17 protein-coding genes and 2 tRNA genes are annotated in these 17268 nt (G+C 60.6%); 9 read left to right on the forward strand and 10 right to left on the reverse strand.

The genetic code is table 11. The features are described 5' to 3' along the window. The first annotated feature begins 506 nt into the window (after positions 1-506). Positions 507-1055: a hypothetical protein gene (locus HMPREF3170_RS11525; protein WP_141742189.1), complete on the forward strand. Its 549-nt coding sequence runs from the start codon at positions 507-509 to the stop codon at positions 1053-1055. A 309-nt stretch (positions 1056-1364) separates the two neighbouring features. Here the strand turns inward: HMPREF3170_RS11525 and HMPREF3170_RS03845 are convergent. Then, positions 1365-1440: transfer RNA gene (locus tag HMPREF3170_RS03845), tRNA-Val, on the reverse strand. A gap of 67 nt (positions 1441-1507) precedes the next feature. Continuing rightward, entirely contained in the window at positions 1508-1918 is a 411-nt protein-coding gene (locus HMPREF3170_RS03850) for a DUF3052 domain-containing protein (RefSeq protein WP_083290848.1), read from the reverse strand. Positions 1919-2140: 222 nt separating this feature from the next. Between HMPREF3170_RS03850 and aceE the strand changes: the two genes are divergently transcribed. Beyond that, positions 2141-4867, forward strand: a complete 2727-nt coding sequence (aceE, locus tag HMPREF3170_RS03855; protein WP_070477945.1) for a pyruvate dehydrogenase (acetyl-transferring), homodimeric type — start codon at positions 2141-2143, stop codon at positions 4865-4867. A 3-nt stretch (positions 4868-4870) separates the two neighbouring features. Here aceE and HMPREF3170_RS03860 read toward each other — a convergent pair whose 3' ends face one another. Continuing rightward, a complete protein-coding gene (locus HMPREF3170_RS03860) occupies positions 4871-5779 on the reverse strand; it encodes a Rib/alpha-like domain-containing protein (RefSeq protein WP_070477948.1) in 909 nt (302 codons plus the stop codon). Between the two features lie 3 nt (positions 5780-5782). After that, positions 5783-6784, reverse strand: coding sequence for an alpha/beta fold hydrolase (locus HMPREF3170_RS03865; RefSeq protein WP_070477951.1), 1002 nt, complete (start codon positions 6782-6784; stop codon positions 5783-5785). Positions 6785-6806: 22 nt separating this feature from the next. Between HMPREF3170_RS03865 and HMPREF3170_RS03870 the strand changes: the two genes are divergently transcribed. Both HMPREF3170_RS03870 and HMPREF3170_RS03875 read left to right on the forward strand, forming a co-directional pair. Further along, complete coding sequence (locus HMPREF3170_RS03870; RefSeq protein ID WP_070478040.1) at positions 6807-7130, forward strand: acyl carrier protein; 324 nt, start codon at positions 6807-6809, stop codon at positions 7128-7130. A 1-nt stretch (position 7131) separates the two neighbouring features. Continuing rightward, positions 7132-7926, forward strand: coding sequence for an HAD-IIA family hydrolase (locus HMPREF3170_RS03875; RefSeq protein ID WP_246814907.1), 795 nt, complete (start codon positions 7132-7134; stop codon positions 7924-7926). A 2-nt stretch (positions 7927-7928) separates the two neighbouring features. Here the strand turns inward: HMPREF3170_RS03875 and HMPREF3170_RS03880 are convergent, their stop codons facing one another. From HMPREF3170_RS03880 to HMPREF3170_RS03905, 6 genes are all read right to left on the reverse strand, one after another. Further along, positions 7929-8252: a hypothetical protein gene (locus HMPREF3170_RS03880; RefSeq protein ID WP_070477953.1), complete on the reverse strand. Its 324-nt coding sequence runs from the start codon at positions 8250-8252 to the stop codon at positions 7929-7931. Positions 8253-8479: 227 nt separating this feature from the next. Further along, positions 8480-9421, reverse strand: coding sequence for a uridine-preferring nucleoside hydrolase UriH (locus tag HMPREF3170_RS03885; RefSeq protein ID WP_070477956.1), 942 nt, complete (start codon positions 9419-9421; stop codon positions 8480-8482). After that, positions 9422-10879 (reverse strand): uridine transporter UriT, encoded by a 1458-nt coding sequence (locus HMPREF3170_RS03890; RefSeq protein ID WP_070477959.1) that lies wholly within the window; start codon positions 10877-10879, stop codon positions 9422-9424. Positions 10880-10889: 10 nt separating this feature from the next. Continuing rightward, positions 10890-11687, reverse strand: coding sequence for a serine hydrolase domain-containing protein (locus tag HMPREF3170_RS03895; RefSeq protein ID WP_070478042.1), 798 nt, complete (start codon positions 11685-11687; stop codon positions 10890-10892). Between the two features lie 13 nt (positions 11688-11700). Then, positions 11701-12306, reverse strand: coding sequence for a DUF4230 domain-containing protein (locus tag HMPREF3170_RS03900; RefSeq protein ID WP_168161616.1), 606 nt, complete (start codon positions 12304-12306; stop codon positions 11701-11703). 54 nt (positions 12307-12360) lie between these two features. Continuing rightward, positions 12361-13002, reverse strand: a complete 642-nt coding sequence (locus tag HMPREF3170_RS03905; RefSeq protein ID WP_070477961.1) for a hypothetical protein — start codon at positions 13000-13002, stop codon at positions 12361-12363. Positions 13003-13118: 116 nt separating this feature from the next. Here HMPREF3170_RS03905 and HMPREF3170_RS03910 point away from each other — a divergent pair. The 5 genes from HMPREF3170_RS03910 to HMPREF3170_RS03930 all read left to right on the forward strand — a co-directional run bounded on the left by HMPREF3170_RS03910 (position 13119) and on the right by HMPREF3170_RS03930 (position 17257). Continuing rightward, positions 13119-13191, forward strand: a tRNA-Asn gene (locus tag HMPREF3170_RS03910). Positions 13192-13501: 310 nt separating this feature from the next. After that, positions 13502-14065: a hypothetical protein gene (locus HMPREF3170_RS03915; protein WP_070362139.1), complete on the forward strand. Its 564-nt coding sequence runs from the start codon at positions 13502-13504 to the stop codon at positions 14063-14065. Positions 14066-14079: 14 nt separating this feature from the next. Next, positions 14080-15111, forward strand: a complete 1032-nt coding sequence (locus tag HMPREF3170_RS03920; RefSeq protein ID WP_070362138.1) for an XRE family transcriptional regulator — start codon at positions 14080-14082, stop codon at positions 15109-15111. A 481-nt stretch (positions 15112-15592) separates the two neighbouring features. Continuing rightward, entirely contained in the window at positions 15593-16261 is a 669-nt protein-coding gene (locus tag HMPREF3170_RS03925; protein WP_070362137.1) for a DUF3800 domain-containing protein, read from the forward strand. A 453-nt stretch (positions 16262-16714) separates the two neighbouring features. Further along, positions 16715-17257, forward strand: coding sequence for an excalibur calcium-binding domain-containing protein (locus HMPREF3170_RS03930; RefSeq protein ID WP_070362136.1), 543 nt, complete (start codon positions 16715-16717; stop codon positions 17255-17257). Positions 17258-17268 lie beyond the last annotated feature (11 nt).

The following is a 17268-nucleotide window of genomic DNA, read 5'->3' on the forward strand; positions in this document are numbered from 1 at the left end:
TATTTTTCGTTTTGGGCCGGTTCCCGTCGACCACCACTCACGTCTTCCCAGGTCGCGACAGGTGTCCACAAAGATCGCTCCCGGTTTCACCGATCTTCGGGGAACTTTCCTGCGCTACCAGTCAGTTTCCATTCCGGTCGAGGTGTTAGAAGCGTGCGATGCAGGTCGCTCATTTCTGCCCAGCCTGGCCGATTTTCAGCGACCAGCATCGCACTCCATTAATCCCACGCTTTTAACCCGGCACCAAGATGCCAGAACAAAAAACGGGAGGGCCTGAACGTTAGCTGTGCACCGTAATCCGGCATGATCAAGCAACGCCATGGGGAAACGCCACCGCTGCCAACAGACCCGGACTTTAGTTCGCCCCCTCCCGTCCTCCTCCTGCAATTGAGATAGCTGAGCCTTAGAATATGGAACTCATTACATAGCCAAGAACATCTAGAAGCGTTGGATGAACCGGGCTATTACGTCCAGGTTCACAATTATGGAAAGGACAGGTCAACGCAATGGGCTGGGCAAACGAAATTACTAACGGAACAGTCTCCGGCCTGATATCGGGCCTACTAGTGGCTTTTACCCTCGGTTTTATTGAGCGAACTGCCCGCCCCCGGCTGGAGCTCCGTCGAATTGATAACGGAACAGCGCTGCTAAGAAACAACGGATTTTGTCCTGTTGTCTTTGGGGATACATTTGCTCTTGAAAAAGGAACTGATTTGATTTTTCCTAAAGATGGATTTCGAGGACATATATGCGAAATGAGTTGTAAAGGACGCGGAGAAATCGTTGTAGGTTGTGCGATCAGTCTCGGAGAATCACTTTCGCTCACATATAAACCAGTGTGGACTGACAAACCACTGTCCGCCAGACACTGGCGACGCATCCATAATCAAGCACAACAGGCAGATGTTATGGCCATTCTCGAAAGGAAGTACAAACCTTGGTGGACTTTGAATGGCTTCAAGCTACGCCTAACAAAAACAACCCCAGCGGAGTTTCTAAGTCCAACGCGGCTATGGGGCTGGAAACTGACTGAACTTCCCCTAAAACCCATGTGAAAAGCGTTCGATTGGAAAGGCGCGATGCAGATCGCGCTTTCCCGCCCGGCCCGGGTCGATTTTCAGCGACCAGCGTCGCGCTCCTTGAATCCCACGCTTTTAACCCAGCCCGGAAATGCGAGAGCAACTAAAGGGCTTCCTGCACGTTAGCTGTGCACCACAATCCAGCACAGGACAACACCGACCTGGGGAAACGCAATCCCTCCAAATGAAAACCTCGAATTTGGTGCGCCAGCCCAACAGAAAGCCAAAACATACCCCCGAAAACGAAAAAGGCCCTCCCCGATTCCTCGGAAAGGGCCTTTGACCTGGTGCGCCATGACGGGCTCGAACCGCCGACCTACTGGGTGTAAACCAGTTGCTCTTCCAGCTGAGCTAACGGCGCGCTGGGTAGAGACTTTAACAAAGCTTCTACCGATCGCAAAATTAACAACAAACGGGCAGGTAAACGCCTATTTTGGCACACCGGCGGAGCGGAGGCAGGAGCCTTGCCATTCGCCGAAGCGGTCGGCGGTGGTTTGGACCAGGCCGGCGAGTTGGGCGGATTCGGAGATGACGCCGGGTTGTACACCGCCGGGCTTGGAGGCGCCTGGGGTCATGAGCCAGATGCGGGCGTTGTCGTCGAGGTTGCGGGAGCAATCGACGAGGACGTCGACAAGGTCGCCGTCGTCTTCGCGGTACCAGAGCAGGATCATGTCGCAGAGGTCTTGTGCGTCTTCGTCGAGGAGTTGGTCGCCGATGCGGTCTTCGATCGCTTCGGAGATGGTTGCGTCGGCGTCGTCGTCCCAGCCGATTTCTTGGACGATTTCGCCTTGATTGACCCCTAGTCGGTCAGCGTATGTATCGACACCGTTGGCGCCCAACGTTCTTATTCCTCCCAATGAGATGAGTGTTGTATGCAAATATGCCGTTTAGTGTACATCTGCGGGTTACACATTACCGGACAAATATGCGACGGCCGTCGGGGGCCCTCGAGTTTTGTGACGTTCAACGCAATTGGCTGAAACCACGTATCCTGTTTTGCAGGTTTTCATTCCCGCCTGTGCCTCGCTGGTTACAGGCCCGAAACGTTAGGAGGACGTTCCTTGGCTGAACACAATAATGACTCCAACATCCCGTTGATCCGCGAGGGTGTCGCTTCGTATCTGCACGATACGGACCCGGAAGAGACCCAAGAATGGATTGACTCGTTTGATGGGATTCTGGACCAGTCCACGCCGGAGCGTGCTCGATTTTTGATGCTGCGCCTGTTGGAGCGTGCGTCGGCGAAGCGGGTGGATTTGCCTGCGTTGTCGTCGACGGATTTCGTGAACACGATTCCGACGAAGATGGAGCCGGAGTTCCCTGGCGATGAGCAGATTGAGAAGCGTTACCGCCGTTGGATGCGTTGGAACGCGGCGATCATGGTGCACCGCGCGCAGCGTCCGGGTGTGAAGGTTGGTGGCCATATTTCCTCGTATGCGTCGGCGGCGGCGTTGTATGAGGTTGGTTTTAATCACTTCTTCCACGGCAAGGACGCTGAGCAGGGCGGCGACCAGATTTTCTACCAGGGTCACGCTTCCCCGGGCATGTACGCGCGTGCGTTCCTGGAGGGTCGTCTGACGGAAGACGATCTGGATGGTTTCCGTCAGGAACATTCGCGTCCGCAGGGTGGTCTGCCGTCGTACCCGCACCCACACGGTATGAAGGACTTCTGGGAGTTCCCAACGGTCTCGATGGGCTTGGGCCCGATGAACGCCATTTACCAGGCTCGCTTTAACAAGTACTTGCAGGATCGTGGCATTAAGGACACGGATCAGCAGCACGTGTGGGCGTTCCTCGGCGACGGCGAGATGGACGAGCCGGAATCGCGCGGCCTGCTGCACATGGCGTCGCTGTACGGCCTGGATAACTTGACCTTTGTGGTCAACTGCAACTTGCAGCGTCTCGACGGCCCCGTCCGCGGCAACGGCCAGATCATTCAGGAACTGGAGGCCTTCTTCATTGGCGCTGGCTGGAATGTGATCAAGGTTGTGTGGGGCCGCGAGTGGGATGAGCTGCTGGAGAAGGACAAGGACGGTGCGCTGGTCCACGTCATGAATACCACTCCGGATGGTGATTACCAGACGTTTAAGGCCAATGATGGCGCGTTTGTGCGCGAGCACTTCTTCGGCCGCGACGAGCGGACGCTGAAGCTGGTCGAGGACATGTCGGATGAGGAGATCTGGGCGCTGCGCCGCGGCGGCCACGACTACCGCAAGATCTATGCAGCGTACAAGCGTGCGCTGGAGACCAAGGGCAAGCCGACGGTCATTTTGGCGCACACGATTAAGGGTTACGGCCTGGGCCACAACTTTGAGGGCCGCAATGCGACGCACCAGATGAAGAACCTCACACTGGAGGACCTGAAGCGCTTCCGCGACAAGCAGGGCGTGCCGATCAGCGACGAGGAGCTGGAGAAGGATCCGTACCTGCCGCCGTACTACCACCCGGGCGAGGACGCGCCGGAGATCAAGTACTTGAAGGAGCGCCGCGAGGAGCTCGGCGGGTTCTTGCCGGAGCGTCGTGTGAAGTTCACGCCGCTGGAACAGCAGCAGGACTTTGAGAAGGCTTACAAGGCCATGTTCAAGGACTCGGGTAAGCAGGAAGTTGCCACGACGATGGCACTGGTGCGTACCTTTAAGGCGTTGATGCGCGATAAGGAGATCGGGAAGCGAGTGGTGCCGATCATTCCGGATGAGGCGCGCACGTTCGGCTTGGACTCCTGGTTCCCTACCCTGAAGATTTACAACCCGCAGGGCCAGAACTACGTCCCAGTGGACCATGACCTGCAGCTGTCCTACCGCGAGGCGACGGACGGCCAGCTCCTGCACGAGGGCATCAACGAGGATGGTTCCTCGGCGTCCTTCATCGCGGCCGGTACGTCCTATGCGACGCACGGCGAGCCGATGATCCCGATGTACATCTTCTACTCGATGTTCGGTTTCCAGCGCACGGGCGACAACTTCTGGGCCGCCGGCGACCAGATGGCGCGCGGTTTCATCATCGGCGCGACTGCTGGCCGCACCACCCTGTTTGGTGAGGGCTTGCAGCATATGGATGGTCATTCGCCGATTTTGGCGTCGACAAATCCGGCGGTGGTCACCTACGATCCTGCCTTTGCGTACGAGATGCCGTACCTGATTTCCAAGGGCATCGAGCGCATGTACGGCGACGGCCACGGCGAGGACGTGATGTACTACATCACCGTCTACAACGAGCCGACGCACCAGCCGGCGCGCCCAGAGAACCTTGACGTTGAGGGCCTGCACAAGGGCATCTACCTTTTCGACGAGGGCGAGAAGCACGAGCACAACGTGTCGCTGCTGGCGTCTGGCATTGGTATGCAGCAGGCGCTTCGCGCGCAGAAGATCCTGCAGGAGGACTACAACGTGGGCGCCTCGGTGTACTCGGTGACGTCCTGGGGGGAGTGTGCGCGCGACGGTGCGCGTGTGGCCAACGAGCAGCTGCTGCACCCGGGCGAGGACGTCGGCGAGGCGTTCGTCACCCGTCAGCTGAAGCAGACGGAGGGCCCTTACGTTGCGACGTCCGACTTCGCCACGGACCTGCAGGAGCAGATCCGCCCGTACGTGCCGGGCCAGTACTTGGTGCTTGGCGCGGATGGGTTCGGTTTCTCGGATACGCGTGAGTCGGCACGCCGCTACTTCAATATTGACGCCGAGTCGATGGTGGTTGCGGCGCTGATGGGCCTGGCGAACGAGGGCAAGATCGAGATGGATGTTGCCGCGCAGGCCGCGAAGGACCTGAAGATCGACGACCCAACCGAAGCCTAAGGGCTAGCGCGGGAGGTACGGGGCGAGCGCCGGAATGTTCGGCGCCAACGCTGCGAACAGCGCCCCGACCACCGCGAGCGTAGAGAGCACCCCTAGCGTGATGACGAGCGCCCTCGAACCCGAGGAGCCGTTCGAGTCCGCTGGGGGTGTTTGCGGTTGCGTCGGCTCTGGCGGGTTGGGGCCGTCGTGGCTGATCCGGAGGTAGGCGTTGCGGGTGGTGCCGTCTTCGAAGGTGGCTCGGACCGTGACGGTCGAGGGGGTGCGTGCGGCGTCGGTGGCGGTGCCGCTGACGGTGCCGGTGACGGGATCGATGGAGAGGTCCCACCCGGTGGGTGGGTCGATGAGCTCGAACTTCGCGTCGGTTGGGAGTTCGACGCGCTCGCGAAGATTAAACGGTGTCGCTGTGAACGATGTACCGTGGGCGACCTCGACTGGTTTGTAGACGGGCTCGTAGATCAGGCGCTGATCGGCAACGAGCGAGACCGGCACGCTGATGTACTCCGTGGTCCCGTCTGGGTATTTCACACCGATGTCGAGTGTGCGGGTGTTTTCGCCGCGCTGGACTGTGGTGCAACTCGGTGCGTGGAGCTGCCCGGCTTCGACTTGGTCGCAGTTGAAGAACTGGAGGCGCACGACGAGGGTCGTGTCGTTTTCGATCGTGGCAACGATGGGCACTCCTTGCGTTTCTCCCCCGCCTGCGACCCAGAACGTTGTCCCCTCCGGCGCTCCGGTCGGGGTGAAGCGTGTGCTCTCTGTGTAGAGCTGACCTGGGACCAGCGGTACGTAGCGGGGCTCGGTATGGAAGGTGGGCTGGTAGCGGTCAGCGTCCTTCACGTCAGTAGCCACCGCGTGAGGAGCACAGGCGATGGCGCAGGTTGCGGCGGTGGCGGCGGCAATCAGTTTGTAATTCATGGGTTATTTCACGTCTTCGGTAATACGTTGGATGAGTCGGTTGATGGCGGTGCTGACGGCGCCGGGGGCGTCGAGAGGCGGCATGTGGCCGCTTTCGGGCAGTACTTGCATGTAGGCGTGGGGCCAGATCTCGTGGAGTTTCGCGCTCTGGGAGACGGGGGTGACGGCGTCGTGGTCGCCGACGAGGATGTAACCGGGGATGGTGGCAAGCACCTCGCCGGTGTCGAGTTCCGAGTGGTGCAGCAGGTCCTCGAAGTAGCCTGCGTAGGTTTCCAGCGGTGTTTCGCGGATCATGGCGGCGTGGAACTGGACCAGCTGGTAGCTCATGGGGCGGAAGTAGAACCCGAGCGCCAAGATCGGGGTGAGCATGTCGGTGACGACTTGCCGCACGCCTTCCGCGAAGTGCGGGGTCACGGCGACGACGCCTTCGATGAAGCGCCCGATCGGCCCGGCCAGGATCTGCGGCAGGCCTTGGACGGTAAAGGGTTCGACCGCGCTGGAGATCTGCACCGAGCCCGCGAGGTTGAATTCGTGGTGGTAGCGCCGCATCATCGAAAGCGAAATCGGTCCGCCGAGTGAGTGCCCGACCACGATGGCGGGGCCGCGCACGTTGCGCTCACGCATGACGGCGGCGACGTCGTCGGCGGCGGCGTCGATAGTTAAGAGTTCGGGGTCGACTTTGCCGGTCTGCCCGTGCCCGCGCAGGTCAAGCAACAGTTGGCGCACCCCGTGGCCTGCGACGTCTTCGGTTTGCAGGAAGAACTCTTCGGCGGCGATGTTGAAGCCGTGGACGTAGACGACGGTGACGGCGTCGGGATCCTCGGGGCCGAGTTCGTACCAGTGGACGTTGATGCGCTCTCCTCCGTCCTCGACGGTGAGCACGCCTTCGCGGTCCGGCTTGAGCCCGTACTCGCCATCGCCAGTGTGCAACAGTTCGCGGGTTTCCACGAGCTGTCGGCGCGCTTTGGGCGTGAGCGATCGGAGGTAGGCAACTGTTTGCAGCATGCTTCCACCTTATTATGTGGGTATGGAACTCTCACAACGCCTAGATTTAAGCGCCCTCAAGCTTGACGACGCCCCCTCCGACCCCACCGCGAACACCGAGGATGCCTCCGCGTTCGCTCAGCTCACGCGCCTGATTGAGCGCGTGACCGGCGAGGACGCTGAAGCGCTGGACCGGGAGACCACGCTGGATGGCGCCGGGTTGGCGTCGTTAGATCGTATCGAGCTTGCGGTGCGCATCGAGCAAGAGCTTGGCGTGCCGATTGACGAGGAAACCTACCGGCAGCACTCGACGCTGGGTGAGCTGTGCGCCTACATTGAAGGGCACGAGGACTACAAAGGAGCGTAGCGTGACTATTTCCTATCTCACCGACATGGACGGCGTGCTGCACAAGGAAGGGCAGATGATTCCCGGCGCGGACGCCTTCATTCAGCGCCTGCACGAGGAATCGATTCCGTTTATGGTGCTGACGAACAACTCGATGCAAACCCCGCGGGACCTCTCGGCGAAGCTGGTCCGGATGGGCTTGCAGATTGAGCCGGAACGGATTTGGACATCCGCGACTGCCACGGCGACGTTTTTGTCGCAGCAGGTCGGAGAGGGTTCGGCCTACGTGATTGGTGAGGCCGGGATGACCACGGCATTGCACGAGGCCGGGTGGATCCTGACGGACCAGGATCCGGACTTTGTGGTGCTGGGTGAGACGCGCACCTATTCGTTTGAGGCGATCACGACGGCCTGCAACCTGATCCTGAAGGGTGCGCGGTTCATCGGCACGAACCCGGATCTGACGGGACCGGGCCCGAACGGCATTCTCCCGGCGACGGGCGCGGTGGCTGCGATGATTACGTCGGTGACTGGGATGGAGCCGTACTACGTGGGCAAGCCGAATCCGGTGATGATGCGCTCGGCGCTGAACAATATCGGCGCGCACTCGGAGCACACGGTAATGATTGGTGACCGGATGGATACGGACGTGAAGTCCGGCCTGGAGGCCGGCATGCGCACGCTGCTGGTGCGCACGGGAATTTCGGACGACGCCGAGATCGCCCGCTACCCGTACAGGCCAACGAAGGTGATCGATTCCGTTGCCCAGCTTGTGGACGTCATCACCGATCCTTTCGGCGACGGCGCGTACAGCTAGCCCTATCCTGCCGCTTCGATGCTGGCGCTGAAGCCGTACTCGGCGGCTAGCGTCGCGAGCGCGTCCGCGAAGCTGCGCGTGACGTCCGGGGTCGCGCGGAAAGTTTCGCGGCACTGGTAGGTGCCGGAGGCGTCGCGACGCCAGCGGGTGAACCAGGCGTCGTCCCAGAGTGCTTCCTGGTTGACTGGCGCGTCCGGGAGCATGAGCAGGAGCTCTTCGACGCGCATACGCGCTGCGGCGGGCATGTCCTGGATGCTCATGACGGAGGTCGTCGGCGCGGCGCAGACAGAGCGCCACGTACGCGGGGCAACGAGAGTTGTTGTCATTTGTGGGGACCCTTCTGTGTGTGACAGTGCGGCGCACGCGCCCGGTGACTAGCCGGTTCCGCGCCCGCTGACTAGGCGGGCACATCTTCGTGCGAGACGAGGTTCGTCTTCCCCAACGGCCTCTCACATCACTTTGCATGACACGAGACACACCGAGCAACCCTCAACAACTGGTTGATCCCCCTGTTTACTGAAGCTCTACTTGAGGGTCAGGAGCTACCTGGCTGCTACCCCAGCGCCTTTACTGCGTCGAGCACCATGTCCCAGAAGCGTTCGGCGTCGAGCTTCGTGGCCACGGAGGTGTGGCAGTCCGCGGGCGCGGGGCTGCGGAAGTCGGCCACGGTGCGCCCGGTGGTGAGCAGGCCCTGCGTCTCGACGTCCACCGGTACCTTGACCGTCTCCACCACAGTTGGGTCGATGAGGTAGGCGACGCAGCATGGGTCGTGGACTGGCGGGTCATCAAAGCCCTGGGCGTCCTGGTAGTTCTTGCGGAACGCACCGAAGAGCCCCACTACGAAGTCGCCGACGTTCGTGCCCAGCGCAGCGAACTGCTCCTCGACCTCCTTCGTCGCCAGCGCCTGGTGTGTCAGGTCAAGGCCAACCATGACGACGGGCCACTTCTCGTTGAAGACGATATGGGCGGCTTCCGGGTCGACGATGATGTTGAACTCCGCGCTTGGCGTCCAGTTGCCGGTGCCATACGCCCCACCCATCAGGACGACCTCCTTGACGCGCTCGACGATGCGCGGCTCCAGCCGGGCTGCAAGCGCGATGTTAGTCAGCGGGCCTGTAGGTACCAGGGTGACGGTCCCGGCGGGCTCGTTCATGATCGTGTCGATGATGAACTGCACACCGTGCGTCTCCTGCACCGACAGCGCCGGCTCGGGAAGCTCGAAGCCGTGGATTTCCATGCCGGTGTCGCCGTGGATGCCCTCGGCGGTTTCCACCTCGCGCAGGATCGGCCGGGTCGCACCCGCGTACAGCGGAACGTCCGTGAGCTTTGCGACGGTCAGCACCTGCGCCGCGTTACGCGTGACCTTCTCCAGCGTGTGGTTGCCACCGACGGTGGTCACGCCTAGGAGTTCAATGTTTGGGTTTCCGGCTGCGAGCAGGATGGCCACGGCGTCGTCGTGGCCTGGGTCGCAGTCGAGGATGATCTTGGTTGTCATTTACTGCACCTTCTTTCGTGCCGCGTCTTCTGCGGCGATCGTGTCAGGAAGCGATTCGGGGCGCGGGATGAGGAACGACGTACAGAACGCGCCGATGAGCAGGACCGCGCCAGCGATCATGCCGGCGCGGTAGCCGCCGTTCTGGTCGGCGAACGTGGCCACCACCGCGAAGATCACGGTGAAGGAGATACCGGCGCCAAGGTTGAACGCGCCCGCGTTCAGGCCAGGCAGGTAGCCCTGGTTCGTCTTCGGCGCCAGCACCACGTGCAGCGACCCGAGCATGATGTTCGCGATACCCGCGTAGGTCACACCAGCGGCAACCGACAGCGCCAACAGCAGGCCCTTCGTCGGGTTGGACACCACGAACGTGCCGAACACCACCGACAGGAACGCACCGGCGATCCCGATCTGCAGCATGAGCTTGTAGCCCACCCGCCCGGCACAGAAACCGGCGATCGGGCCGAACACCAGGCCGGCCAGCGCGTACGGGGTCAGCGTCCACCAGGACACCACGCCCGCCGACATCCCAGGACCGAACGTTTCGTCCTGAGCAAGGTTCGGGACCAGGCCGTTCATCACGGCGAAAATGCCGGTCATGGTCAGGGTGGTCGTCGTCAAGAGCGCCCACGTGCGCCGCTCCTTGAGCAGGTGCGGGGCGACCAGCGGGTGCTCCGTGGAGGACTCGATGCGCCAGAACACCACCAGCGCCACCGCGCCGACCGCGAGCAGAACAATAACCATGAACCAGTTCGCGGCGGCCAACGCACCGGCCTCGTTCAGCGCGGTCAGGATCGCGCCGACGGCCACGACCAGCGGGACCACACCCTTCCAGTCCATGGCGTAGCCGGCGTCGGACTTCGTCTCACGCACGCCGAAGTGCACGGCAAACACCGCCACGACCGCGAAGACGCCGATCACCCAGAACAGAGAGCGGAAGCCGAAGGCAGCTGTGAGCCAGCCGCCCATGATGGCGTCGATACCCGCGATACCACCGTTAATCGAGGTCAAGATGCCAATCAGCAGCGCGAACTGCTTCTCTTCGCGCACCTCCTGGCGCAGCATCACGGACGTCAGCGCGACCGTCGGCCCCGACACGCCCTGAATGACGCGCCCGATGAACAGCATGGTGACATTCGCCGCCAGCGCCGCAACCACCGAGCCAATCGCGGTGACCACCATCATGCCCACCAGCACTTTTCGACGCCCAATCAAATCTCCCCACCGCGGCATAAACAGGGAAAACAGGGCTGCAGCGGTAAAGAACGCGGTCTGCGTCAACCCGATCTGGGAGGTGGTGGCGTCGAGTTCGCGCTCCATCGTCGCCAGCGCGGGCGCCAGCATGGACGCGTTCAGCTGGAACGCGAAGACGGCGGTTAACAGGGCAAGCATGAGGGGCCAAACCTGGCCGGGCGGCAGGCGGTGGCCTGCTTCCGGGGGTGGCGTGTGTGTATCGTGCATGCCCCCGAGTCTAAAGCAGGGCGTTCCAGATGGCAGTGTTCGTTTCCTGCCACAAGGGCTTGGCCCACTCGCCGAACTGCTCGTCAGTGAGCGCGACCATGGCTTGGCCCTGCGCAACCCACAGATAGGTCCCCGCCATACCGAAGTGCCCCACCGTGTCGGCCGGCATGGTGTCCCCCGTCCAATGGGGGGACTTGTCCCCCTTAATCTCAAATCCGAGACCCCACGGGCATGGTTTTTGCATCCCGTAGCCTGGCACCACCCCACGCAAGTCCCCGAACTGGTTGCGGAACGCCTCCGCGACGGTGTCCGGGTGCAGCAGTGTGGGCTGCAGCAGTTCCGCGGCGAACTTGCTCAGGTCCGCGACGCTCGCGCGCGCCCCGTGGCCCGCGGAGCCCTCCAGCACCGCCGTCTCCATCCCGAGCGGCGCAAAGACTCCCTCGCGCAGGTACTCCGGGAACGCGATGCCGGTGGTTTCCTCCACGAAGACCGCGAGAATCTCATAGCCCGCCGAGGAGTAAATCCGCCGCTCCCCGACTGGCTTCTGCGGGCGCCTGCTATCAAAACCGACGCCGCTGGCGTGCGCCAGCAGGTGCCGCGCCGTGGAGCCTTCCGGCCCGCACGGGGTGTCCAGCTCGAAGGCGCCTTCCTCCACCGCCAGCAGCACCCCGTACGCGGCGAGCAGCTTGGTCACGCTCGCCAGTTCAAACACACGGTGCTGGTCCCCGTAGGTTTCTTCACACTTACCGACGAGCGCCGCCGCGCAGTGTTTCACCGGCCAGGATGCAAGGTGCTCTTCTAAAATCATGCCCACATGATAGCTACTTGCGCACCCACTCGACGCGCACGTCGTAGTCCTGCATCGCGGTGCCCTGCTTGAGCGCCTCCGCGTGCGATGTCATCAGTTCCTCCACGCGCGTGTGCGCACGATCCAGCAGCCCCTCCTTGACCGCGCGGTCCGCCGCACGCGTCTTCTCCTCGGCGAGGAAGCCAGTGACGTCCTCCACCTTGACCTGGTTGAGCGGGTTCATCGACTGCTTGTACACCTGCACGCTCTTATCGTCGATCTCCGAGGAGGTCACGCTCACCTCCGGGACTCGCACCGTGATGGTCTGGGCGGCGTCGTCAATGTTGACGCCGATCGCCTCGACGTCCGCGATGCCCGCCTTGACGGTCCCGCTGTAGCTCAGCAAGAAGTTGCGCCCGGTCAGCGGCACTTTCACACCCGCGAGCTCAAGCCCCTTATTGTCGTAGTTGCCCACGTTCGAGTACGCATACTCCTCAACCGAGAGCTCCCCCACCTGCCTAAACGACGCCCCTATCGACGCCTCACTGATCTCCTCCCGACCGACCTGCAGGCCGTTCGGGACCACAAACTTCAACACCGCAAACGCGGTGACCAACGCAATCACCAGCGCAGTAAGCACCAGCGCGCCTACTCGAAATCCTCTTTTTCCACGCTGCAAGACTACAGCGACACGTTACCGCCCGATCTCATCGGGGGCACAGACCCGAATCTTGTCAACAAACTGCTGTGGCGCACCACGGCCTCGCAGCGCGTCACCGTTGTAGCACGCGGAGTTCAGCCCGCGCTTCGACGTCCCATCCGGCAGCAGCGCCACCCAGCGATCCCCCTTGCGCTCAAACGGCACAATCCAGTCCGACTGCTTCTGCCCCGCCACGGCCCACTGACCCTCGCAGTACAGCACAGTCGTCCCGGTCACGCCTGGCCAGCCCGGCATCGCCGCATCAAAGGCCTGCGGAGAGCACTTATTTATCGACGCCCCTCCGAAGCCCAACGCCGCCAACCCCGGCACCGTCGACGACAACCCCGTCAGCCCAGCAACCACCTTCGGGTCCACGTTCGGGATCAGCCCCTGCGACACCGCGAACGCAGCGCCCGCACCAACAGCGGCCAGGACACCAAGCGTGATCCCCGCAATTGCAGCCGGGCTCAGTTCCTCGCCGTCGGAGCTGCCGGAGCTGCCATCCTTCGTTGTCGTCTGCTGCGCCCCTTGCGCATTCTCCCCCGCCGAGTTCTCCTCCGACCACGCGACAGGCGCCTGGACGGCCGACACGGACACAGCCGAAGCAACAGTGAGTGCAAGCAGTGAGTGTTTCATAGCGCCCACCCTACATACCGCCCACCTTCCATGTCCACGAAACACGCCCCCACCTGGCGATTTTTCAAATCCCAACATCCGGGTTAAAGTATTGCTCGTTGCTTTCAAGCACATATTCCTCCATAGCTCAGTTGGCAGAGCATTCGACTGTTAATCGAAGGGTCACTGGTTCGAGCCCAGTTGGAGGAGCAACTACAACCCGAGGCGTTGCCTCGGGTTTTTGCGTTTCAGACTAGCGGGTCGGCAGACGGAGGCTCCACTCTCGTCGACCTACTCCGGTTGACCAACGCAGGTCAGCGCAAAATCGACAGAATAGCCCCAAATGATCGAAATCGCGCTGGCCTGCGTTGGTCGACGCTATGAGGTCGACGGGAGCAACGGGCACCCTTTCATAAAAGTCACCGCGATAACCCTCTTACCCCGACCGATGTAACAGTTCGAGTGATATTATTACTAAAGTGTGAAAATATCACACGGAATGTTACATAAAGGAGTAACGATGCCCCATCCCCGCCAAGACAACGCCCTACTAGTGCGCCGTATCCACAAGCAGCTAACAAAGCAGCACGACGAGCTACGCGAAGCAGTCGGTGTCGCGCTGGACTACCGCCGAAATCTGCCCTACGTCGATTACCTCGATGAGTACCCAGGGTTAGACCGTGAAGCCATGCTCGTAGCACTGCATCGGCAGTTCCGCGAGAGCGGACTCGGAGGTCTTAAACTCTGCGAAGCATCAGGGTTTCCCACCCGCCTATGGTTTGAGAACGACGACGCCTTCCTGGTGGTGCGCCGCAAGAAAGGATTCCGCAACTCCCCCATAGAGACCCCGGACCAACCCTTAATCGAAAACAAACGCCGTATCGTATTGTTCTGGGAGTTCCCGAAGCCGGAGACGGACTCGATTACCAAGTTTTCGATACAACTCTTCGACGGCGAAGGCACCCTTGAAGAGGCAAGGAAACTATCGCAAGAATTCCAGCTACTTACTCCCAACGAGAAGATCACCGAAGACAAGTTTTACCCAACACGCGCCGACGAACAAGAGTTCAACTTCGGCACCTAGAAAGCACCAGCTACATGTCCACTGCAAGCACAAACCTCAAACACATCAGAATTCTGCTTGGCTACACGCAAGGAGCCTTCGCCGCAGAGCTCGGGGTTTCGCAATCAACGCTTAGTAGCGTCGAACGCCAACGACGCAACCTGTCGCCACGGCTCCTGACTACCGCGCAGTTTGTCACCAAGGTTCCCCGCGAGTTCTTTGAAGAACCCATCGACTACTACGACTCACCGGACCTCCTGTTCCGAACAGCACGACTAGGGCAACCCGAATCGGAGAAAATCGCCACCGCGTTCTCGATTACCGAGCACTACCTCAAACGCCGCTTCCCCGACCAAACCAGCAGCCTGCCAAAGCTAGACCTGCCTGATCAACCACTAGACCAGATCGTCATCGAAGAAGCAGCCGCCCGCACCCGCGAACACCTACAACTCGCACCCGATACCGCTATCGGCAACCTGACAGCAGCACTGCACCAATGCGGTGTGATCGTCACATCACTTCCCGACGACGTTGTCGACGGCACCAACTTCGACGGCGTTTCCACCCCCACAGCAGCACCTCTGCGCGTCATTGCCCTCAACCGGCAACGTAGCGGCGACCGATACAGGTTTAGCCTTGCCCACGAACTCGGCCACCTCATCCTGCACACCGCAACAACCCGGCGCGACCTCCCTGTAATTGAGACTGAAGCCAACCAATTTGCGGGGGCATTGCTGATGCCCCCGCAGCTTGTCGCTGACAACGTCACACCAGAGGCGACGTTGTCTGACTATGCGCACCTGAAATCGCAGTGGGGCTGTTCTATTCAAGCGATTGTGCGACGAACCCATGAGCTCGAGCTGATTGACTACAAGCGCTACCGGAGTTTGCGCATGCAAATCTCCGGGCGCGGCTGGCAAGTTCACGAGCCTGTCCACGTGCTGATGGAGAACACCTTCGTCGATCCGGTTGATCTCACAGAGTTGACTCGCCTTAGCGCTGAGGCGGCGCCCGTGGAGTCACAGATTGCGAGCGTGACGCAATTGCCAACCACGCACCGCAAATAAGGAGATACCGTTGACGTCTGATTTCATTGCGCTGCTGGACATGGCTAGCGAGCTCGGCGTGTAGGTCGATGTCGATGACGCTGTATGGCTCGCAGGTGACGCTGGTGGCTAGTTCCCCAACTACGACCTGATTCTGCTTGCGCCCGGTCTGCGCCCAATCGAACGGCGCTACGCACTTGCACACGAGTCGGGGCACGCTACCCACGGGCGCCACGCAGGGATGAGCGAGTCGCTCCATGCCCGCCGAGAACGACAAGCTGACCAATTCGTTGCACCCCTGCCTGTCTCCCCGCTAGAGGCCGAGCTATGTGAACGCCTCTATCGGCACAACCCGAACCTGCTCGCACAAAACTAGACGCCACAACCTACGTTGTCACCACCTGGCAAGACCTTGATAGCGACCACGCAATCAGACAAAGACAACAAGCATAACCGCGAAACCTGCCTACTTGATCGAAACTGTAATACTTCTCTGAAAGCCATGAATAAACGCATCTACCTCTACGCCGACGAAACCGGAAACCTTGACTACGACGGGACACCGAACCCACAAGGTGGCGGAGCATCAACCTACTTCGGCTTCGGAACCGCCACATTCCAGCACGACACACACGGAGACGACCTCCTACAGGGTCTCCACCTACGCGCTAGTCGCTCCAAAGAAGGAATTAAGCTCACCCGCGGATTCCACGCCGTCGACGACTCTGCTAGAACGCGAAACGAAATGTTCAGCCTCATCCAAAAGCAAGCGCCCCGCTTCGATACAACCTTCCTGTACAAGTCAAACGCATACCCGCACATCAAAGATGCTGGACCAATGGGTCTCTACAAGACAGCCTGGTACTTACACCTCAAAGAAATCGCCCTCCAAGTTTCCGAGCCTCAAGACGAGCTGTTCGTCATTGTGGCAGAGTTCGGTACCAAAGGAATCAGAGAAGCTGCGCGACAAGCAGTAGAAGAAGTGTGCAGTCAGATACAGCGAAATATCACGCTATGTGTGTGGACCGCGCCCTCAGCGTGGGGATTGCAAGTAGCTGATTACGGTCTTTGGGCTGTGCAGCGGCATTTAGAAGGTAAGAAATGCACATGGTTTGAGCCGTGCATTAAACCGACGCTTGCGAGTTTGTTCCTTCCATGGGGGCGCCCATAAAACATAGAGAAGCTGGCTATCTCACCTATCGGGGTAAGAAGTCCTCCCCTGGAGGACTTATCGCCAGCATTGCCCTGATCATAACCAATAATGTCCACCGATTCAAGAGTTTTATGTGATGGTTCATACACAAACCGCTTCGCCTTTTCCATCTGCATGAAATCACTCTCCGAGCTCCAGGTTGTTCGCACACCCCATCGCTGATAAGGATGGCTCGACCTCGTGCGGTGGACCAGAGCTTGGTGAAAACGAAGAACGACTAAAACGAGGTGAAGCCGCCATTGACTGGCTCAGGGGAAAGCTTGCAAGACAGCGAATTAGCGAAAAACATGTAAAGAGCTTTTACAAAAGCCCACAGGCTTCATACCTCCACGGCGACGAGTGAGGGATTGCAACCACCCTCTTGCAACATGCCATTTCAGGCTTTTCCAATGTTTATGACATGCTGTACACATGAGAAAAACAACTATCGCAGCAGCCCTCGCCTGCTCGCTCGCGCTCGGTGTCGCAGCACCAGCACACGCCGCTCCTGAAAGTCCTGTCCCGACAACCACCACAACCTCCAAGCCGGAGACCCCTTCAGAAGGGCTTTCCGACGGCGCCATCGCCGCCATCGCAGTCACAAGCATCCTCGCGGTACTGGGCATCGGCGCTGGTGCTACGTTCTGGGCGGTCCAGCAACGCATCATCCCGAATCCACTGCCAGGCATTATCCCTGGACCACCAGCAAAGAATCCTGCCCCGAAGCCAGCTCCTGCTCCAAAACCAGCACCGAAACCCGCACCGGCACCGAAGCCGGCCCCTGCCCCAAAGCCAGCCCCGGCTCCAGCTCCGAAGCAAGCACCCGCGCCGGCACGCAGTGGCAAGCTGCCTGCCAATGGCCACTACAAGTCCTGCGCAGAAGCTCGCCGCGCGGGTGTCACCCCCATCTACAGCCACGAGCCTGGCTACCGTTCGAAGCTCGACCGTGACGGCGACGGCGTCGCCTGCGAGTAGTCCGACCCGCA

This window comes from Corynebacterium sp. HMSC08D02, assembly GCF_001807505.1.
Taxonomy (GTDB): domain Bacteria; phylum Actinomycetota; class Actinomycetes; order Mycobacteriales; family Mycobacteriaceae; genus Corynebacterium; species Corynebacterium pseudogenitalium.